Raw genomic sequence first — 20,794 nt, 5'->3', positions numbered from 1 at the left:
CTACTGCTGCGCGTTGAGCGCGGACGTGAGGTGCTCGGAGAAGCCCTCGGCTGCCTGCTGCGGTGTCTTCCGACCCGTGGCGACGTCGGCGAACATCGTCTGGAAGCTCGAGTCGCCCTCGATGGTCGCCCAGCCCGGGGTCGCCGGGGTCGGGCGGCTGGTCGAGGCGGCCTCGAAGTACGGCTTGTGGAGCTCATCCACGTCACCGGCGACCGCGTCGAGCAGCTGCGTCGAGTTCGGCTCCCATCCGTCGACACCGAAGACCTGGTCCTTCTGGAACTCCTTCGAGGTCAGGATCTTCGTGTAGTAGAGCGCGAGGTCCTGGTTCTGCGACTTCGACGGGATGCCGAGGTCGGAACCGCCGAGGAACACCGGCTGGGTCTTGCCCTCGTTCGCCGACGGCATCGGGAACGTGCCGATCTGGTCCTTCAGCTCGGGCTTGGCCGTCGTGATCGACCCGATCTCCCAGGCGGACCCGAGGATCGCCGAGGTGTTGCCCTGGGCGAAGACGTCGGACTCGGCAGGCTTGTCGGTGTTGATGTCCTGCGTGGACTTCGCCGAGTACGCGTTCTGGAAGTCCTTCCACGCGGTGAGGCCCTTGACGGCGGCCGCGGAGTCGAGCGCTCCCGTCCACTTGCCGCCCTTCTCGGTGGCGATCTGGCCGCCGGCGTCCCACACCCACTGCAGCCCGCCGTACCAGTACTGGCCGGGCATGTAGAACGCGGAGAAGTCGGCCTGGGGGTTCTTCGCCTTCACCTTGTCGAGGTCGGCGGTGAGCTCGTCGTACGACTTCGGCACGTCGGTGACCCCGGCGTCCGCCCATGTCTTCTTGTTGTAGATGACCGCGCGGTTGCCGGCGAACAGCGGGGCACCGTAGAGCTTGCCGTCGACGGTTGCCGGGCCCTCGAGCCCGGACAGCCACGTCTGCCCGTCCTGCAGCTCCTCCTTGTAGGGCGAGAGGTCCATCAGGCCCCCGGTCGCGGCGTACACCGGCACCTGCGTGTTGCCGAGGTCGACCACGTCCGGAGCGTCCTGCTGCGCGAGCGCCGTCGTGAGCTTGGTCGTGATGCCGTCCCACTGCTGCAGCTGGAGCTTCACCTTGGCTCCGGTGTCCTTCGTGAACTGCTTCTCGGCGACGTCGAGGATCTTCGGGCTGAGGTCGCCGTTCATGATCCACACGGTGATGGTCTTGCCCTTGCCGTCGGGTGTGCCGATGGACTTCGTGCCGCCGTCGGAAGCACCGTTGCTTCCGGCGGAGCACCCGGTGAGGGCGAGCGCGCCTGCGAGGGCGAGCGCACCGAGTGCGGCGAAACGCGTGCGTGTCACGTTGACTCCCTTGGTCCGACCTTTATGAAAGGACGTTGCGTAATGGCGAGTAAAGACCCATCACGCAGGGATGTCAACACCGGATCGCAAGCCTGTGGACTGTCGCGATCCGCATGTTTCCGGGGGATCACGGATGTCGAACAGATCGGGATGCAGCCTTGACGAAGTGGTCATGACCAGGGATGATCTGCGCCTGCTGGACGTCACGGACGGGAGGCCCGTGGCGGTCCCGCCATGGGCCTCCCGTCCGTCCTTCCCACGTCCTCACGCCGCGGCGAGCGCAGTCGTCGGCGGGATGCGCGCGGCGCGCGCAGCCGGGTACAGGCCCGACACCCCACCGATCACGACCGTCGCGCCGAGTCCGCCGAACACCGCCCAGGGCGGGACCGCCACCGGCCAGCTCTGCCCCAGCGCGAACGCCACGGTGACACCGACGCCGACCACCACACCGGCGACCCCACCGAGGAACGACAGCAGGAGCGACTCCACGAGGAACTGGTCCCGGATGCTCCGCCGCCTCGCGCCGAGCGCTCGACGCACGCCCACCTCGGCCCGGCGCTCCAGCACCGTGATCACCATCGTGTTCGCGACCCCGATCCCGCCGACGAGCAACGCGACCCCACCGATCCCCAGGAGCAACCCGGTGAAGGAGTCGTCGGTCGCCTGCTTCGCGGCCAGCGCGTCGGACGGACGCGTGACGTCCACGTCCTGCGGCGCGCCCGGGCTCACCGCTGCGGCGAGCGTCTCGCGGGCATCGGCCACGTGCTCTGGGTCGACCCGGGAGTACACCGCCGTCGGGTGACCGTCGAACCCGAGCGCCTCCGCGGTCCCGCGGGGGACGAACACCTGGTTGTCCAGGTCCTCCGCCAACGGGAGCGGGTCGAGGATGCCGACGACCTGCACCCACCGCCCGCCGAACCAGAGCTGCGACCCGGCACGGACCTCGTCGATCCCGAGGTTCTCCGCTGCCTGAGAACCGAGGACGATCTGGTCTGGCGCATCCGGGTCCGGCGAGAGCCACCGACCGGACGCCATCCCACCGCCGAGCACGTTGGGCACGTCGCCCCAGGACGCCATCGTGCCGATCCCCTTCGTCTGTGCCTCCGGGATGAACGGGTTCCGGTAGACGCGCGCGCCGGGCACCTCACCCACGCCTGCCGTCGACCGGACGAGTTCCTGCCGATCGGCGGCGGCCACGGCGCTCTCCGAGATCGGCGGCAGCTCGACGATGCTGCTCACCTGCGAGACCGTCAACAGGTTCGTCCCGAGTCCGTCGAGGACTCGGTCGAGTGCAGCCTTGCTCGAGGTCGAGATGCCGACCACCGCGATCATCGCCGCGATCCCGATGGCGATGCCGAGTGCGGACAACACGACCCGCGTCGGCCGGGTCCGGAGTCCGAACACGCCCAGTCGGAGGAGGTCGGCACCCCCGGGGTTCCGCAGCACGCGGTCCGACCGACTCACCGGGCACCCCCGGCGATCGCGGCCGCGAGCTCGGCAGCATCCCCACCGGCGGAGTCCTGCTCGACCAGGCCGTCGCGCATCCGCACCTGACGAGGCAGCGAGGCGGCGAGCTCGAGGTCGTGGGTGATCACCAGGACGGTGGTCCCGGCGCTGTTGAGCTCGCGGAGGACCTCGAGGATCGCCGTACCGGATGCCGTGTCGAGCGCGCCGGTCGGTTCGTCCGCGAGCAGGATCGTCGGATCCCCGACGATCGCCCTCGCGATCGCGACACGCTGTTGCTCACCGCCGGACAACTGGTTCGGGAGGTGGTCGACACGGTGACCGAGACCGACCCGCTCGAGCGCCTCGACGGCTCGCCGACGACGCACGCGGCGTGCGACGTCCGCGTAGAGCAGCCCGTCGGCGACGTTCTCCGCGGCGGTCGCACCCGGTTGCAGGTGGAAGTGCTGGAACACGAAGCCGATGTGCAGGGCACGGAGCGCGGAGAGCTCGTCGTCGCGCATGGTGCCGACGTCGTCGCCGGCGATGTGGAGCGTCCCGGATGTGGGCCGGTCCAGCGTGCCGATGATGTTCAGCATCGTCGACTTGCCCGAGCCCGACGGGCCGACGACGGCGACGAGTTCCCCGTCGGCGACGTCGAGCGTCACGCCGCGGAGCGCTCCGACGTCGCCGTAGGTCTTCACGACGTCGCGGAGAGCCAGGACGCTCACGGGACGACCACCCGGTCGCCGTCGGCGACGTCACCGGTGACGGCCACCCGTCCCGCGGCGACGAGCCCGATCTCGACCGCGATGCGGTCCACCGTGCCGTCGCGGCGCAGGACGTCGACCGCGTAGCCGCCGTCGTCCCCCGCGACGAGCGCCGGCACCGGGACGGTCAGCGCGTCGTCCGCGCGCGCCCCGGGTGCGATGACCTGGGCGGTCGCCGTCGACGGGAGCTTCCGGTCACCTGGGTCGAACCCGACGGTCACGTCGACGACAGCGCCGCCGTCCTTCGCGGTACCGGGCACGGCGTCGGTGACGGTGCCGTCGATGAGGGCACCGGCCCCGTTCACCCGCACCTGCACCGCGCTCCCGACCGGCAGCTGCTCCGATCGACGCGGCGTCACCGACGTGACGACCACGCGCTCCGAGCCGGTGACGGTCAGGACGTCCCCGCTCGGCGCCTGTCCGAGGGCGCCCACGACGGAGTCGACGCGCACGTCGCCGGCGAGGAACACGATGTCGCTCGACGTGAGCGACCCGGTCTCCTCGTACCCTCGGTCGTGCTGCCACTGGCGGACCGCACGTTCCGTCCGGGGACCGAACACGTCGTCCACGGAGACGTCGTACCCCAGGGCCGCGAGGTTCTCGTTGAGTTGGCGGACGTCCGTGCCCTCCACTCCGCGCGCGAGCGTGCGCCACAGTGGGACGGAACCGTGCATCGCGCGCACGGGACGCTCGTCCACGGCGTACACCGGCTCGTCGCGGGAGATCTCCGCACCGGGCTCGGGGAGCCAGGTGATCGTACCGGGAGCGGTGCCCGGCACCCCGACCGGGCTGCCGTAGCCGAGGCTCCCGGGGAACGTCGTCGTGTCGACGAGGTCGGTCGTGGTGACCGGAGCGGTGTTCCGGTCGGCGGACACGCTGGAGCTGGCTGCGGGCTCGGCTCCGGCACCGCTCACCACGAGGACGCCAGCGCCGCTCAGCACGGCCGCGACGGCACAGCCTCCGGTCACGAACAGGGCGACCTTCCTCCTGGCGCGCATCAGCCGGCCTGCTGCATCTCGGAAGCGAGGTCACCGTACGCGTCGTCGCCGCAGGTGCTGCTGGCGGCGTCGAACGCGTCCTGGTCGGCGGGCGCGTAGGTGTTCCACTCCTCGACGTCGTCCGGGAAGTCGTCGAACCCTGCCTCGGTCAGGCAGGCGGCGTACGCCTCGTCGGCCTCGGTCGCGCCGGGTGCAGCCTGGGCGGCCTGGCCGCTGCCCGCACCGCCTCCGGCCGCTCCGATGCACTCCCGCAGGTCGGACTGGTACGCGTCAGGGTCGACACCGTCCGGGATCTGGAGCGGTGCTCTGCCCCCGCTGGTGTCCGGGTCGGCGTAGTCGTGGCCTCGGTCGCGCATGCAGGAGGCGATCGCGAGCGCGGCGTCGTTGCGCGACCCGGTCGCGGATTCAGTCTCGGCATCGGTCGGTGTCGAGCTGCACCCGGCGAGGATCGCGGGCAGCAGGAGCACGGCTGCGAGGGTGGAGAGGGCGGTGGTTCGCGTGGTCATCGGATGCCTCCTGGGGGCGCCGGGCCGGTCCCGACTGCTGTACCAGTTGATCGCACACGGTGTTTCACCTCCTGCTCCTCCGACGTTGCACCAGCGAAACACCGTGGACCGCGCTCGGTGACGCCGTCCTCGGCCCGTCAGGCCGGACGTGCGTCCACGCGGACGACGAGCCCTCCACCCGGCCGGGGCCGCACGTCGAGCGACCAGCCGTGCGCGCGGACGACCGCGACCACGATGGACAGCCCCAACCCACTGTGCCGGTGCCCGTTCGTCGAGGCGCCGCGACGGAACGGCTCGACGAGGATCGCGGCCCGGTCCGCGGTGACGACCTGACCGCTGTTCTCGACGGTCCACCCCGACGGGTCCGTCGTGATCCGCACGAAACCGTCCGCCTCGTTGTACTCGACGGCGTTGTCGACGAGGTTGTGCAGCAGTTGCCGCACCAGGGCCGGTTCGGCCTGCCAGCGGATCGGCTGCCCTCCCGGTCGGTTCGACGCCTCGAGACGCACCCCGGCCTCGCGGGCAGCGGTCGCCAGCGCGGCGCACGTCTCCGTGACCACCACCTCGGGGTCGACGTCCTCCGTGTGCCCCGAGATGTCCCGCTCCGCCTCGGCCAGGAGCAGCAGGCTGGCGATCAGGCGCTCGGTGCGGCGGTTCTCGGTGAGCAGCTGCTCGCGGACCACTGCGATGTCCTCGGGTGAGGCGTCGTCCGGGAGTCCGATCTGCAACGCTGCCCGCTGGACCGCGAGCGGGGTGCGGAGCTCGTGCGACGCCTGGGCCGCGAAGCGTCGCTGTCCCTCGAAGGCCGCCTCCAGGCGCGCGAGCAGGGCATCGATGGTGGTCGCCAACCGCCGGAGCTCGTCATCCGGACCGGCGAGCCCGATGCGCTCGTGCAGGTTCGACGCGGAGAGGCGGGTGGCCGTCTGCGTGATGGTGTCCACCGGCCGGAGCATCCGGCGGCTCACGACCCACCCGACGACGCCGGCGAGCAGGCCCGCGACCACGATCCCGACCGCCGACCACTGCCACTGGAGGGTGCTGACCGTCTGCACGATCGCGATGGACGTGGGGCCCGGCGCACCGTTGGATCCCCCCGTCACCCCGGCGGTGGGCACGGCGGTCACCGCGAGGTCGCTCCCCGGAGCTGCGGTCGCACGCCCCGATGCTGGTGCCGACGGTCCGGGCCCCTGCAGCGCACCGGCGAACGACGCCTGCGACGCGAGGTTGACGAAGACCAGTACGGCAGCGGTCAGGGCCATCGAAGCGACGGCGAACACGAGGGCCGTGCGCGCACCGATGCTCCACGCTCGGCTCACAAGGCGTACCCCTTGCCCGGGACGGTGCGGATCGGGTCCGGCTCGCCGAGCTTCTTGCGGAGCTTCGACATCGTCACCCGGACGGCGGCGGTGAACGGGTCGATGTTCATGTCCCACACCTTCTCGAGCAGTTCCTCGGCGGGCACCACCCTCCCGTCGGCGCGGAGCAGCACCTCGAGCACCCCGAGCTCCTTCGACGTCAGGTCGAGCGGACGCCCGTCACGGGTCGCGATGCGCCGGTTCGTGTCGACCAGCAGTCCCGATCGCTCGAGGACCGGCGCCGTGGGCGCGACGCTCCGTCGGCCGAGTGCACGGACCCGCGCGACGAGCTCCGGGTACTCGAACGGCTTCGTCAGGTAGTCGTCGGCGCCGAGCTCGAGGCCGTTCACCCGGTCCATCAGCGTCGTCGCTGCCGTCAACATCAGGATCCTGGTCAACGAGCCGCGGGCTGCGAGCCTGCGGGCGACCTCGTCGCCGTGCAGCCCGGGAACGTCGCGGTCGAGGACGACGACGTCGTAGTCGTTCACCGCGAGCAGCGCATCCGCGTCGTCCCCCCGGTACGCGACGTCCACCGCCATGTCCTGCCGGACGAGGCCCTTCGCGACGAGGTCGGCGAGCGCGACCTCGTCGTCCACCACCAGCACGCGCATGCACGGAGCCTAGCCGTCGATCCGCAACCGGAACGACGAGCCGGAACCCGTCGGGAAGCGCGCCGTCGGCTCGGTCTGGTCCCTGACGACGAGCCTGACCGACCAGGTGTCCTGCGGCGGTGACGCGCGAGCGCTGCCCCCGGTCCGACGTCTCGGTGGACGGTCCGCCGGTCAGACGCCCGTCAGTCGTCGAAGGGCACCCGGGCGCTCGACCCGACGCCGGCACGCTGCCGGTACGCCAGGTGCCCGCCCAGGTACCCGCCGACCCCGACGACGGCCAGCCCCGCGAACCCGAGCAACTTCCCCGCGCCGTGGTTCCCGCGCTTCCGCTGCATCCACGACAGCCCGTAGAGCGTGATCCCGACCCAGTTCACGGCCTGGTGCACCCACCCCGTCCGGAGCTGCTCGCGGTCGAGCTCGGACCAGTCCACGTACCCGGCGACGGAGGCGCTCCCGGACGACACCAGACCGACGCCGACGAGGGTCCGCGCGGCCTTCGCGTTCCCCTTCCCGCCGACCAGGTCGAGCACCGCAGCCGAGATCCACGCCCCGAGCGGCACCTGCACCATCAGCGGGTGCAGCGGGTGGCCGAAGGGCACGCCGTGCAGGAGCTGCCGGAGCGCTCGGGGACGTGCGAGGGCGCGGACGACGGAGCGGTCGATGTCGACGGCCTTGTCGAGCACGTCCGCGTGCTCGACGGCGTCGGTGAGGCGACGGATGGCTCGGATCTCAGGCATGCCCTGGACGGTAGGCCGGGAGGCCCGCAGCGGGTTCCAGGAACGCGCACCGGGCCTCCAGGCGGTCACCGCACGAACGCGCTCCGACCGCCCGGAACCAGGTTCCGGACACCACACCGCGCCGTTCCGCGATGCCGTGTCCGGAACCTGGTTCCGGCAGCCGCAAGCCGCTACTCCTCGACGACCTCACCGAGGTCGAACGGCTCGACGGTCAGCTCGTCACCACCCGCGGCGACGTCCACCCGCACGGTGTCGCCGTCCCGGACGTCGCCGGCCAGGATGGCCCGCGCCAACCGGTCGTCGATCTGCCGCTGCATGAGCCGCCGCAACGGTCGCGCCCCGTACACCGGGTCGTACCCGCGCTCGGCCAGCCACGTCCGCGCCGACGGCGTGACCGCGAGCTCGAGACGACGGTCGGACAGCCGGCGGGCGAGGCGGTCGACGTACAGCGACACGATCTGCCCGAGGTCCTCCGAGGTGAGCGCCTGGAACACCACGATGTCGTCGAGCCGGTTGACGAACTCCGGTCGGAACGCCTGCGTCACGAGGTCCCGCACGCCCTCCTCGCGCTGCTCCGGTGTCAACGACGTGTCCGTGAGGAACTGCGACCCGAGGTTCGACGTCAGGATGAGGATCGTGTTCCGGAAGTCGACCGTCCGACCCTGGCCATCGGTCAGCCGGCCGTCGTCGAGCACCTGCAGCAGGACGTCGAAGACCTCGGGGTGGGCCTTCTCAACCTCGTCGAGCAGCACGACCGAGTAGGGCCGACGGCGGACGGACTCGGTGAGCTGCCCGCCGGCCTCGTACCCGACGTACCCGGGCGGGGCGCCGATGAGCCGCGCGACCGAGTGCTTCTCGCCGTACTCGCTCATGTCGATGCGGACGAGGGCCTTCTCGTCGTCGAACAGGAACTCGGCGAGCGCCTTGGCCAGCTCGGTCTTGCCGACGCCGGTGGGGCCGAGGAACAGGAACGAGCCCGTCGGACGGTCCGGGTCGGAGATGCCCGCTCGCGTGCGGCGGACGGCCTCGGAGACGGTGTTCACGGCCGAGCGCTGCCCGATGATCCGACGTCCGAGCTCGTTCTCGAGGTGCAGCAGCTTCTCGGTCTCGCCCTGCAGGAGCCGCCCGAGCGGGATGCCGGTCCACTGCGCGATCACCGCGGCGATGTCCTCGTCGGTGACGCTGTCGTTCACCATCCGCTCGGCGCTCTCAGCCTGCTCGGCAGCGGCCAGCTCCGCCTCGATGCGCGGCTTCTCGCCGTACTCGAGCCGGCTGACGGTCTCGTAGTCGGCCTCGCGCTGCGCCCGCTGCGAGCGCATGTTGAGGTCGTCGAGGCGCTGCTTCAGCTCACCGATCCGGTTCAGCGATGCACGCTCCGCCTGCCACCGCTGCTCGAGCTCTCCGAGCAGCGCCTCACGGCTCGCGAGCTCGGCACGCAGGGTCTCGAGTCGGGCCTTCGAGGCGTCGTCCTTCTCCTGCTTGAGCGCGAACTCCTCGACGCGCAGCCGATCGACCGTGCGCTTGAGCTCGTCGATCTCCACCGGCGACGAGTCGATCTCCATCCGGAGCCGCGACGCCGCCTCGTCGATGAGGTCGATGGCCTTGTCCGGCAGCTGGCGCCCGGAGATGTAGCGGTTCGACAGGCTGGCAGCGGCGACCAGCGCGGAGTCGTTGATCGTCACCTTGTGGTGCGCCTCGTACCGCTCCTTCAGCCCGCGCAGGATCGCCACCGCGTCCTCGACGCTGGGCTCCCCCACGTAGACCTGCTGGAACCGTCGCTCCAGAGCCGCGTCCTTCTCGATGTACTCGCGGTACTCGTCGAGCGTCGTCGCGCCGATGAGCCGGAGTTCACCGCGCGCGAGCATCGGCTTGAGCATGTTCGATGCGGCGACCGACCCCTCGCCCCCGCCTGCGCCCATGAGCGTGTGCAGCTCGTCGATGAAGGTGATCACCTGGCCGTCGGAGTCGTTGATCTCCTTGAGCACGGCCTTGAGCCGCTCCTCGAACTCGCCGCGGTACTTCGCGCCGGCGATGAGCGCGGAGATGTCGAGCGACACGAGCCGCTTGTCCTTCAGGGAGTCGGCGACGTCGCCGGCGACGATGCGTTGCGCCAGCCCCTCGACGACGGCGGTCTTGCCGACGCCGGGCTCACCGATGAGCACGGGGTTGTTCTTCGTCCGCCGGGTCAGCACCTGCGAGACACGTCGGATCTCGGCGTCGCGGCCGATCACCGGGTCGAGCTTGCCGCTCCGGGCGACCGACGTGAGGTCGACGCCGTACTGCTCGAGGGCGGTCTTCTGTCGCTCTTGCGAGTCAGGAGCGCCCTGGAGGTTCGCCATGCGTTCCGTCCTTTCGTTGCGATGGTCTTGGGGTTGAGTCTACTGCACTCAACTTCTGGCCGCCGCGGTTTCTTCCCGCGCCGGGTTCCGGATGCCGACGCCACTGACGATCGACCCGGCGAGCAGGAGGACGCCCATGACCACGACCGCGCGGTGGAACCCGGTCGTGGTCATCGCCCCGCCGAGCACGACACCCGCGAGGGCCACCATGACGAGACTCGCGATCCTGGCCACGGCATTGTTGACGGCCGAGCCGATCCCCGCCTCGGACTCCGGTACCGACCCGAGGACCGCGCTCGTCAGTGGCGTCACCATGAGCGAGATCCCGACGCCGACGAGGACGAGCCCGGGGAGCACCGTCCACCAGTACGCCGCCGGATCGTCGCCCACGAGCACCATGAGGAACGACCCCACGGCTGCGATCGCGGGACCCGCGGTCATGAACCACCGCGGCCCGTACCGGCCGGCGAAGGAGCCCACGGTCGTCGAGAGCAACAGGAGCAGGACCGTCGGTGGCAGCGTGGCGATGCCCGCGACCCAGGCGGGGAACGCCCAGACCTCCTGCAGGAACAGGGTCACCACGAACCCGACCATCCCGAGCGCGCCGTAGATCGACAGGGTCGCCAGATTCCCGATCGCGAAGTTGCGTGCCCGGAACAGCCGGAGGTCCACGAGCGGCTGCGGGGTCCGCCGCTCCCACGGTACGAACGCCACCAGCGCCGCGCCGCCGACCACGAGCGCCGCCAGCACGACCGGAGAGGACCACCCGAGCCGCTCCTGCTCGATCAGCCCGAGCACCACCCCGCCGATGCCGACCACCGCGAGCACCGCCCCGACCACGTCGACCCGCGGCCTGCCGGGAGGCCGGACGTCACCGGAGATCCGGACGACGAGCGGGATGGTCACCGCGATCGGCACCGCGGTGAGCACGAAGATCCACCGCCAGCCGATCCCGTCGACGACCACTCCGCCGATCACCGGGCCGACGATGACGGCGGCGCTCGACCACGCCGTCCACGAACCGATCGCCCGCCCCTGCGCCGCGCCACGGAACGCCGCGACGATGAGGGCGAGCGAACTCGGGGTGACCAGGGCGCCCCCGATGCCCTGGAGTGCCCGAGCGACGATGAGCACCTCGCCCGTGGGTGCCGCCGCGCAGACGATGGACGCGATGCCGAAGACGACCAACCCGAGCATGATGATCCGGAGGCGGCCGAACAGGTCCGACAACGAGCCGGCGACCAGGATGAGCGACCCCAGCGTCACCATGTACGCATCGACGACCCACTGCTGCACGACGAGTCCGCCACCGAGTTCGTGTCGGATCGCAGGGAGCGCCACGGTGACGACGCTCGCGTCCAGCCCGACCACGAACGACGCCAGGATCGCGACGACGAGCACCACGCGGCGATCGTCGCGGAGCGGGGCAGCGGGCGTCGTCATGCGTTCATCCAACCCCGCTCCGCTGACGTCGCGCGCAAGCGCCCGCGCACGACGAAGCCCCCGCGACCGGAGTGGTCGCGGGGGCTGCCGACAAGACGGGGCTGGGAGTCCTCTTGTGGGGGGTCCTACTGCTTGGAGTCCGCGTTCGGCTGGACGGACGGGCCCGGGTTCACGACCGGAGCGGCCGGCTGCGCAGCCGTGTTCTGTGCGGTGGTGTTCTGCGCGGTGGCGTCGGACGACTGCTTGTCGTCGGTGCCCATCTCCTTCTTGAAGATGTTGATCGACTGACCGAGACCCTTCGCGAGCGCCGGGAGCTTGGTCGCCCCGAACAGCAGGATGACGATCCCGAGGATGATCAGCAGATGGATGCCGGTGAGGCCTGCGAACATCATGACTCCTTCGATGGTGAACTGGTCGCCGTGATCGGGTCTTCTTCGACACACGCGGCGGAAGCTCGTGGTCGGATCATCGTAACTCGGTCTGTCCGGGAATCACAGGCGAGGCGCCCGAACGGACACCGTTCCCACAGGCTCGGCATCAGCAGCCTTCGCGTCAGTAGGCACCGCGGGAGCGCAGCACCGACGGGATCGTCCGCGCGAGGATGACGAGGTCGTGCAGGAACGACCAGTTCTCGACGTAGTGGAGGTCGAGCCGGACACCCTCGGCCCAGTCGAGGTCCGATCGACCGCTGACCTGCCAGAGTCCGGTGATGCCGGGTGTCACGAGCAGCCGCCGGTCCGCGAAGTCCTCGTACACGGCGACCTCCCTCGGGAGCGCCGGACGCGGTCCGACGAGGCTCATCGACCCGGTCAGGACGTTCCAGAGCTGCGGGAGCTCATCGAGGGACGTCTTGCGCAGGAACGCCCCGACACGGGTCACCCGGGGGTCGTCCCGCATCTTGAAGAGCGGCCCGGCCCCCTCGTTCGATGCCTCGAGCTCGGCCATCCGGGCTTCGGCATCGAGACACATCGTCCGGAACTTGAGGATCGAGAAGTCCTGCCCACCACGACCGACACGGGTCTGGCGGAAGAACACCGGCCCCCGGTCGTCGAGCCGGATCAGGACCGCGACCGCGGCGAGCATCGGTGCGAGCAGGACGAGGCCGAGCCCGGCACCCACGACGTCGAGCAGCCGTTTGCCGAACCGCCGACGGTAGTCAGGCGTCTCCACGTGCATGAGCGGCAGGCCGTCGACCGGACGCTCGTGGACCCGGCCGGCGGCGATGTCGGCGAGCGGTGACGAGACGACGAGCTCGACGCCGCGCTCCTCGAGCTGCCACCCGAGGCGTCGGAGACGTTCGTGCCCGCCGCGGATCGCGCCTGCGACGACGACGGCGGACACGCCGATCGCCTGTGCGCGGTCGAGGACGTCGTCGATCCCGCCGACGACCGAGGAGCACGCCGCTCCGAGCTCGACGGTCGAGCCGACCGAGACGCAGTCCGTGACGATGCCGGCGACCCGGTACCCGGCGACGGGGGTGGCCGCGATCCGGCGGCCGACGTAGCGCACGTCCTCAGCGTCGCCGACGAGCAACACGTCCTGGAGCCGCTCCCCGCGACGCCGTCGGCGCGCGAGCACCGTGCGCACGACCTTGCGCTCCGTCACGAGCAGCGCGAGCCCGAGCGGGAACGCGATCGCGACGTACCCGCGGGCGATGTCGAGCTGGACGGCGTAGGCGACCATCGCGACCCCCGCTCCGGTGACGAGACTCGCCGTGACCAGGCGCCGGTACTCGTCGTTGCCGACGCCGGCGACGCGGGCGTTGCGCGTACCGAAGGTCGAGAGCAGGGACATCCAGACGAGCACGATCGCCGGCGCCACGACGAACTCCATCCAGCCCGCGGCAGCAGAACCAGCCGGGAGCTCACCGGGGAACCGCACGACGTGCGCCGCCAGGAAGGCGAGGAGCAGGACGGCGAGGTCGAGCGCGGCGACCGCCCTCGCGAACCCGGGGCGCGCACCGGCGGGAGCGGCGGTGGGGACGGGGCGCGTCGCGGACAGGGGAACGCTTCCCACCGGACGGGTGGGACGGATGGTGAGTGACACCGCGGGACCTCCGGTCGGACGCCGACCGACGGAACGACGACCGGGCGGCTTCGTCGCTCAGAGCACGACGGAACAACGCCCCATCAGAATATCACCGTCGTGTGCGATGTATCAAGTACCGAGGATGTCCGCGAGCGACGACAGCACCGGCCGGTCGAGCAGCGCGCCAGCGTGCGCCGGATCGACTCCGCGCACGCGGAACACCGCGCGTTCGCCGGGCAGCAACGTCACGAAGCCCCGGTCGACGACGCCGTCGGCCGACACCCGATCCGGCTGGAGCAGCAGGTCCCGCACGACGGTCGACGCCTCGACGACCACACGGACCGTCGCGCCGTCCGTCTCGGTCCAGGCGTCGAAGCGAGCGGCCTCCCACCGCATCTCCTGGTCCGACGCCGGGGTCCAGACCGCGCGTCGCTCGTCGAGGTCCGCCACGATGAGCTCGTTCCGCGGGTCGTCGACGACCCCGACCGATTCGGGCAGGGCGACCACGGCGACCCCGGCCGACAGGTGCACGGGGAGGGTGACCTCTGCGAGCACGGCGCCCGCGAGTGTGATCCGTCGCACGCGCACGACGCTGTCGTTGCCCGACCGGGTCGACCGGACCGCGACCTCGACGGGCGACGAGCCGAACGCTCCGGGCGACACTCCGAGCGAGACGCCCCCGGACCCGAGCGACAGCGTGTCCGCCAGCTCGCCCAGCTCTGCCGCCTCACCAGCGCGGGCCGACGGGGTCGGGTGATCCGCGCCTCCAGGCTGGTCTTCGGCCGACGCGCCGGAGGAGCCGGCCGACCGCGGGCCGACGACCGAGGAGACGGGCCGGATCGTGAGCAGCACGTCGTCGTAGAGCCGGCGCAGCTCGTGCGCGAGTGGCTTCAGCCGCCCCGCCGAGTCGACGGCCGACCACGACGCGACCGGCCACAGGTCGTTGAGCTGCCACAGGACGACCCCGGTGTTCCGGGGCCAGTGCGTCCGCCAGTGTTCGACACCGGTCGCGATCGCGCGCGCCTGCTGGAGCTGCGTGAGGTAGTGCCACGCGTCGAACGACGAGGCGTCGACGGAGCCGAAGCGCGGTTCGATGCCCCGCGCCAGCTTGCCCATGCCGTCGTCGGCCTTCTGGTGGTGGACGACCCCGGGCGAGTCCACCCGCATCGGATCGTCGGCGACCGCGTCCCGGAGCGTCCGCCAAGCCGGCGGCGCCTGCCACCCGAACTCGGAGACGAACCGCGGCACCGACGCGCGGTACGCGCTGTCGGGCAGGCGGTTCCAGGCCTCCCAGGAGTGGTGGGTCTCGTGGTCGACGTCGTTCGCCGGCAGGTCTTCGTCGCCGGACCACGGCGAGCCCACCGTGTAGAAGCGCGTCGGGTCGACCGCGTCGACGATCGTCGGGAGCAGGTCGAGGTAGTAGTCGAGACCCCAGCCGCGGTCCCCGAGCGTCTCCGCCCAGCCGTCGACGTCGTGCAGCCAGATGTTCTCGTTGTTGCCGTTCCAGACCACGAGCGAGGGGTGCCGGGAGAGCCGGGCGACGTTGTCCCGGGCCTCCGCGACGACCTCGCTCCGGATCGGCTCGGTCTCGGGGTAGGCGGAGCAGGCGAAGGCGAAGTCCTGCCAGACCAGCAGCCCGAGCTCGTCGCAGACCTCGTAGAAGTCGCGCGATTCGTACACACCGCCACCCCAGACCCGCACCAGGTTCGCCCGGAGCGCGGCCGCGGTGCCCAGTCGGGACTCGTAGCGTTCCCGCGTCACGCGCGAGACGATGACGTCGTCCGGGATCCAGTTCACCCCGCGGACGTCGATGAGCGTCCCGTTGACGTACACGCCGAACGGCTTGCCGATCGTGTCCGACGCCGTGTCGATCCGCGTCGACCGGAAGCCGGTGCGGAACACGTCGCGGTCGAGCACCTCGCCCTCGACGGTCTGCAGCTCGACGGTCACGTCGTAGAGCGGCTGCTCGCCGTACCCGCGCGGCCACCACCGCTGTGCGTCCGGGACCCGCACGGTCACGACCGTCTCGTCGTCCTTCGGGGTCAGCTGCGCACGCGACCGTTGGCGGGTCGTGCCGCCCTCGGCGTCCTGCCCGCTCACGGTCACGACGAGCACGAGGTCGTCGTCCTCGCCGTCCTGGTCGAGGTCGGCGGTGCTCGTCCCACTCCGGGACGGTCCCGACCGTTCCACGGTGACGTGCGCGTCGAGCACGCCCTCCCCCGCCTCCACGTCGACGAGCGGACGCACCTCACGGAGCCTCGCCGTCGACCAGCGCTCGATCGCGACCGGCCGCCACGGACCGCTCGTCACCGCCGTCAGCCCCCAGTCCCACCCGAAGTTCGACGCCATCTTCCGCACGTACGGAAATGGCTCGTCGTACGGCCCGGGCATGCTGCCGGCACGGGCCGCGACCCGCCCGGCCTCGCGGTAGGGCGACTCGAACAGGATCTCGAGCTCGCGCTCCGTCCGTGCGTTGGACCCACCGGTCGCGTCGCGCAGGTCGAACCGGTGGCGACGGTGCATGTTCCGTGTGGTCCCGACCGTCACACCGTCGACGGTCAGCGTCGACACGGTGTCGAGGCCGTCGCACACGAGGTCGATGCGCTCGTGCCCGCGCGGATCGACGTCGACGGTCCGCCGGTACGCCCAGTCCGCCCGGCCGACCCACCTGCCGTCCGCCTCGTTGCGGTCGAAGGTCGGGTCGTCGAGCAGGCCCTCCCGCTCGAGGTCGGTGTGCACCTGACCCGGCACCGTCGCCGGGATGCTCCGACCGGCGACGCCGTCAGGGGCGCCACTGCCGCCTGCCATCGTCACGGTCCAGTCGTCGCGGAGTTCCTCGCGGTCGAGGGTCATGCGGGTCCTTCTCTGGGCGGGCGGGACCGGTGGTCCGCTCGGTCGGGACGCCGGCCGCGTGTCCGCCAGGCGGCCGGGAACCGGCCTGGAGGCACGACACCGGTCAGCCGGGCGTCGTCACGTCGCGCACGCGAGCGCCTGGGCGATCGCACGACGGGGTGCCCGGCGATGCTAGTACGCGGAGCTTGCACGGCGGTGGGTGGCAGGCTGTGATCCGTGATCACAGTTGCTCTCGCCGCAGCCCTCCGCGACGCCGGACTCCGCTGGCACCCGTCGACCGGCGACCGGTTCGTCATCGACAAGCCCGGCGTCGACGACGACGTCTACACCGTGTCCGAGATGACGGTCGAACGGCACGACTACCCCAGCGGCACCGTCCTCGGCTTCAACGGGACGACGGAGTGGGCGCTCGACTCGGTCGAAGCCGCCGAGTCGCTGTGGCTGCCGCGCGAGGACCAGCTCCGGACGCTGCTCGGGAGCGCGTTCGTGTCGCTCGCGCGTTCCGGGTCGTCGCTGACCGTCACCGCGACGATCGACGGGGCTGCACAGACCTTCGACGCTCCCGACGCGGCCGACGCGTACGGCGCCGCGCTCCTCGCGTACATCCGATCTGCGCTGGACTGAACGGCCTCGTACCGGGTGACGCGCCCGACTGGGAGTTGACGGAATGCGAGCTGGGCGGGTTTTGGTTGCATGGCGACATGACCGTTCCGAACATCACCCTGAACGACGGCAAGACCATCCCGCAGCTCGGCTTCGGCGTCTTCCAGATCGACCCCTCCGAGACGAAGGAAGCGACGCTCGCGGCACTCGAGGTCGGCTACCGCCACATCGACACCGCCGAGATGTACGGCAACGAGAAGGAGGTCGGCGAGGCCATCGAGGCGTCCGGCATCCCTCGTGAGGAGATCTTCGTCACCTCGAAGCTCAACAACGGCTTCCACGATCCCGAGGCCGCCCTCGAGAACGGCAAGAAGTCGGCCGACCTGCTCGGCGGCTACACCGACCTGTTCCTCATCCACTGGCCGCTGCCCACCGTCTCGGACTTCGTCCCGACGTGGAAGGCGATGGAGGAGCTCTACCGCGGCGGCACCGCCCGCTCGATCGGCGTGAGCAACTTCCAGGCACACCACCTCAACCGCCTCGCCGCCGAGACCACGATCACCCCGGCGGTCAACCAGATCGAGGTGCACCCGTACCTCGTGCAGGAGGAGCTCCGCGCGTACGACCGCGAGCACGGCATCGCGACCGAGGCCTGGTCGCCGATCGCGCAGGGCCTCGTGCTCGACGACGAGACCATCACGCGGATCGCCGGGAACACCGGCAAGACCCCGGCGCAGGTCGTCCTCCGCTGGCACATCCAGCGCGGTGACATCGTCTTCCCGAAGTCGGTCACCCGCTCGCGCGTCGAGGAGAACTTCGCGATCTTCGACTTCGAGCTCTCCGACGAGGACATGACGGCGATCACGTCGCTCGACAAGGGGCACCGTACGGGTCCGGATCCGGACACCTTCGACTACATCCCCGCCTGACCCGGAGAACGAGGAACGGCCCCCGCACCTCGGTGCGGGGGCCGTTCGTGTGTTCGTGTCGCCGGTTACTTGGTGGGGTTGGGTGCGTAGTCGAACTCCGCACCGGGCTGGGTGTCGCCGTAGACGTCGGTCTGGGTGAAGACCAACTCGTAGACGCTCGTGGGCCCGAACGCGCGACGGAAGGACCACTCGCCCTTGTCGTTCGCGGTCGCGGTCGCGATCTGGGTGCCCCGCTTGGTCTTCACGTCGATCTCGGCGAACGGGCTCGCCGTGCCGGTGAAGGTGACCTGCTCGAGCGGCGTGTAGGTGTCACCGGCGTTCGGCGAGGTGATCACCAGCGGCGCAGCCTCGGGCGAGTTCACGTTGACCGAGAAGGTGTTGCCGTCGGTGCCGCGCTTGGCGGTGAAGGTGATCTGGTAGTCCGCGGTCGGGCCGAGGTTGCGCTCGAACGCCCACTGCCCGTTCGCTCCCACGGTCGCGGCGCCGATCATCGTGCCCCACTGGTTCTTCGCCACGATCTCCGTGCCCTCCGAACCCGTGCCGGTGAAGGTCACCGCGCCCGGACGGTAGGTGGAGTTGTTCGTCGGCGACGTCAGCGCAGCGTCCTCGTACGCAGCCAGCTCCGGGGACAGGGCCAGCTGGACCGAGTCCTGCTGCCCGTTCGGCGCGGTCTGCGTGAACGTCAGCGTGTAGTCCGCGGTCGGGCCGAGGTTCCCCGTCGCCGACCACGCGCCGTTCACGTTCGCCTGCGCGGACGCGACCTGGCGACCCCACTGGTTCGTGATCCGGACCATCGCGTCCGGCGTCGCCGTCCCACGGAACGTGTTCTCGCCCCGAGTGTAGGTGCCGCCGTCAGTGTGGCTGGTCACCGCGAGCGCGCGGAACGCACCGACCGGGCTCATGATGAACTCGGCCGAACGGCTGGTCGTGCCGTCGAAGCGGGTCTGCGTCGCGATGAAGGTGTAGACGTTCGACGGGCCGTAGGCGCGCCTGAACGACCAGTTGCCGTTCTTGTCGGCCTTGACCTCGCGGATCTGCGTACCACGGATGGTCTCGATCTTCACCGTCGCGTACGGCGTCGCGGTCCCGGACAGGACGGTCTCCGCCATCGGCGTGTACTCGTGGCTCGACGGCTCGACGATCTCCACCGGACGCGCGGTGATCGCGCCGTTCGGGGTCGTCGAGGTCGTGCCCGTGGTGACGGTGTTGCCCTGCGCGGTCTGCGACACGCTGACCTGCACCGCCGTGTTCGACGGCGCCAGCTCGAGCTCGACCGACCAGCGGCCGTTCGCGACCGTGGCAGTGCGGGTCTGGGAACCCGCACGGACCGTGACGGTCCGGCCGTTCTCACCCGTGCCCGCAACGGTCACATCGCCCGGGGTCGACTGCGCCGGCAGCGCCGTGACGGCCACGGCAGCGCCGAAGTCACCCGTCGCCTCGACCGGCTCCGACACGGTGCTGTCGACCTGCTGGGTCACGAAGAACGAGTGCACGCCGGCACCGGGCGAGTTCACCACCTGCGAGTAGCGGCCGTCCACCACCTGCGGGGTGCCCACGACATCACCGTCCTCGTCACGGATCGTGACCGTCGCACCAGCCTGAGCCTCGCCCGTCACCGTCGCACGGTCGGTCACAGCCGCACCGAACCGCACCTCGGCAGTCGGCGCCGGCACCGACCCGTCACTCGGGTTCACCGTCACGGTCGAGGTCGTCGTGTTCGCCCCCTTCGACAGCTGCTTCGCCTCGAGCGTGTGCTCGTCGGCCGAGAGGTTCGCAGCACCCGCCCAGGTGCCGTCACCCCGGACCGTGGTCGACGTGATCGGGTTCCGACCATCGTTGTCGAACACCTGCACCATCGAACCCGGCTCACCCGTGCCCGTGATCGCCGTGTTCGCGCCCGGGATCTCCGACTGGTCCTCCGGCCCCGTGATCTCGACCGCGTTGCCGTAGTCGAGCGCGACATCGACGGCCCCCTCGACACTGCCATCGACCGTCTGCTCGACCGTCAGGTCGACGACACCCCCACGGTTCGGTGCGGCGACCTGCACGGAGTAGTCGCCGTTCGTGTCGGTGGTGGTCGAGGCCACGACGGTCGAGCCGTTCTTCACGGCGATCGAAGCCCCAGGCTTGCCCGTCCCCGACACCGTCGCACGCTGCGCAACATCATCCGCAAACAACGCCGACGCCGACAAGAACCGTCCGGCCCAGGGCCCCTCGAACTCCATGTTCGGCTCATCGTCGTTGCCGCGGAGGAAGACGGCGTCGCCGTTGTCGTTCGTCGTGCGCATGATCCACTGGCGGGTGGACTGAACCACGATCCGGTCCGCTTCGTCGAGTCGGAACCGCTGCGCATCGGTCAGGGGATCACAATCGAAGAACCCGAACGTGTCGAAGTAGTACCCGTTGCTGTGGCCGACCCCCCTCGCTTCGAGGCAGTAGTTCGTACCCTTCAGCTGGACTTGTGTCCAACTCGTCCTCGTGGGCACCGACATCTCGAGCGCTGCAGCCTCGGCCGCGCGTCGGCCTTCCGGGAAGCGCTGGATGTAGTTCAACCCGCCGGGCGTCCCGTTGAGCGTGCCGTCGTTGACGACAGCGTTCCACCGGCCGTTGGCCGACGTCGGATCGGAGTTCCAGAACATCTTGGCGAAGATCCCTGAGGTCTCGGCTTCGCCGACCTGCACCGCATGCGCGGTTGTTGCACCGAAGGAGAGACCGGAGGCGATGGTCGCGACGGCGAGCGCGGAGGCACCAAGATCCTTCGCGGCGCGCTTCTTCTTGAGCTGTGGCATGAGTGAGTGATCCCTTTCGAGGGGTCGGGCCGCGGCGTTCGCGCAGGTCGATCGGCTCGCCGGC

Annotated in this window: 16 protein-coding genes; 2 read left to right on the top strand and 14 right to left on the bottom strand. The window is 70.6% G+C overall.

The window, feature by feature from the left end:
* The 13 genes from NS184_RS00870 to NS184_RS00810 all read right to left on the bottom strand — a co-directional run bounded on the left by NS184_RS00870 (position 1) and on the right by NS184_RS00810 (position 16,409).
* Entirely contained in the window at positions 1-1,326 is a 1,326-nt protein-coding gene (locus NS184_RS00870; RefSeq protein WP_058724240.1) for a sugar ABC transporter substrate-binding protein, read from the bottom strand.
* A gap of 264 nt (positions 1,327-1,590) precedes the next feature.
* Positions 1,591-2,790 (bottom strand): ABC transporter permease, encoded by a 1,200-nt coding sequence (locus NS184_RS00865; protein ID WP_242862929.1) that lies wholly within the window; start codon positions 2,788-2,790, stop codon positions 1,591-1,593.
* Positions 2,787-3,500 (bottom strand): ABC transporter ATP-binding protein, encoded by a 714-nt coding sequence (locus NS184_RS00860; protein ID WP_058724239.1) that lies wholly within the window; start codon positions 3,498-3,500, stop codon positions 2,787-2,789. Before NS184_RS00860 ends, NS184_RS00865 begins: the two co-directional genes overlap by 4 nt.
* Positions 3,497-4,537 (bottom strand): peptidoglycan-binding protein, encoded by a 1,041-nt coding sequence (locus NS184_RS00855; RefSeq protein WP_058724238.1) that lies wholly within the window; start codon positions 4,535-4,537, stop codon positions 3,497-3,499. Before NS184_RS00855 ends, NS184_RS00860 begins: the two co-directional genes overlap by 4 nt.
* Complete coding sequence (locus NS184_RS00850; protein ID WP_058724237.1) at positions 4,537-5,043, bottom strand: hypothetical protein; 507 nt, start codon at positions 5,041-5,043, stop codon at positions 4,537-4,539. The genes NS184_RS00855 and NS184_RS00850 overlap by 1 nt, the downstream gene beginning before the upstream one ends.
* 137 nt (positions 5,044-5,180) lie before the next feature.
* The gene (locus NS184_RS00845) at positions 5,181-6,359 is read right to left on the bottom strand and encodes a sensor histidine kinase (protein ID WP_058724236.1); all 1,179 of its coding nucleotides are present in this window, start codon (positions 6,357-6,359) and stop codon (positions 5,181-5,183) included.
* Positions 6,356-7,009, bottom strand: a complete 654-nt coding sequence (locus tag NS184_RS00840) for a response regulator transcription factor (protein ID WP_058724235.1) — start codon at positions 7,007-7,009, stop codon at positions 6,356-6,358. Before NS184_RS00840 ends, NS184_RS00845 begins: the two co-directional genes overlap by 4 nt.
* A 182-nt stretch (positions 7,010-7,191) precedes the next feature.
* Complete coding sequence (locus NS184_RS00835; protein ID WP_058724234.1) at positions 7,192-7,746, bottom strand: DUF2231 domain-containing protein; 555 nt, start codon at positions 7,744-7,746, stop codon at positions 7,192-7,194.
* A gap of 170 nt (positions 7,747-7,916) precedes the next feature.
* Positions 7,917-10,085: an ATP-dependent Clp protease ATP-binding subunit gene (locus tag NS184_RS00830; RefSeq protein WP_083513334.1), complete on the bottom strand. Its 2,169-nt coding sequence runs from the start codon at positions 10,083-10,085 to the stop codon at positions 7,917-7,919.
* A 48-nt stretch (positions 10,086-10,133) separates the two neighbouring features.
* Positions 10,134-11,528 carry an MFS transporter gene (locus tag NS184_RS00825; protein ID WP_058724233.1) on the bottom strand — a complete coding sequence of 465 codons (1,395 nt, stop codon included), beginning with the start codon at positions 11,526-11,528 and terminating at the stop codon, positions 10,134-10,136.
* 125 nt (positions 11,529-11,653) lie between these two features.
* Entirely contained in the window at positions 11,654-11,920 is a 267-nt protein-coding gene (tatA, locus tag NS184_RS00820) for a twin-arginine translocase TatA/TatE family subunit (protein WP_430733529.1), read from the bottom strand.
* 160 nt (positions 11,921-12,080) lie between these two features.
* The gene (locus tag NS184_RS00815) at positions 12,081-13,544 is read right to left on the bottom strand and encodes a sugar transferase (protein ID WP_193750356.1); all 1,464 of its coding nucleotides are present in this window, start codon (positions 13,542-13,544) and stop codon (positions 12,081-12,083) included.
* Positions 13,545-13,685: 141 nt separating this feature from the next.
* The gene (locus NS184_RS00810) at positions 13,686-16,409 is read right to left on the bottom strand and encodes a glycoside hydrolase family 2 protein (RefSeq protein WP_058724231.1); all 2,724 of its coding nucleotides are present in this window, start codon (positions 16,407-16,409) and stop codon (positions 13,686-13,688) included.
* A 216-nt stretch (positions 16,410-16,625) separates the two neighbouring features.
* Here NS184_RS00810 and NS184_RS00805 point away from each other — a divergent pair, with 216 nt between their 5' ends.
* Positions 16,626-17,033, top strand: coding sequence for a hypothetical protein (locus NS184_RS00805; RefSeq protein ID WP_058724230.1), 408 nt, complete (start codon positions 16,626-16,628; stop codon positions 17,031-17,033).
* Positions 17,034-17,110: 77 nt separating this feature from the next.
* On the top strand, positions 17,111-17,941 hold the full coding sequence (locus tag NS184_RS00800) for an aldo/keto reductase (RefSeq protein ID WP_058724229.1): 831 nt from the start codon (positions 17,111-17,113) through the stop codon (positions 17,939-17,941).
* A 65-nt stretch (positions 17,942-18,006) separates the two neighbouring features.
* Here NS184_RS00800 and NS184_RS00795 read toward each other — a convergent pair whose 3' ends face one another.
* Positions 18,007-20,730, bottom strand: coding sequence for a hypothetical protein (locus tag NS184_RS00795; RefSeq protein ID WP_058724228.1), 2,724 nt, complete (start codon positions 20,728-20,730; stop codon positions 18,007-18,009).
* Positions 20,731-20,794: the final 64 nt, after the last annotated feature.

Source organism: Curtobacterium luteum (assembly GCF_001475545.1).
Taxonomy (GTDB): Bacteria; Actinomycetota; Actinomycetes; order Actinomycetales; family Microbacteriaceae; genus Curtobacterium; species Curtobacterium luteum_A.
Note: the sequence above shows the minus strand (reverse complement) of the source record. Positions and strands in the feature narration are given on the sequence as shown.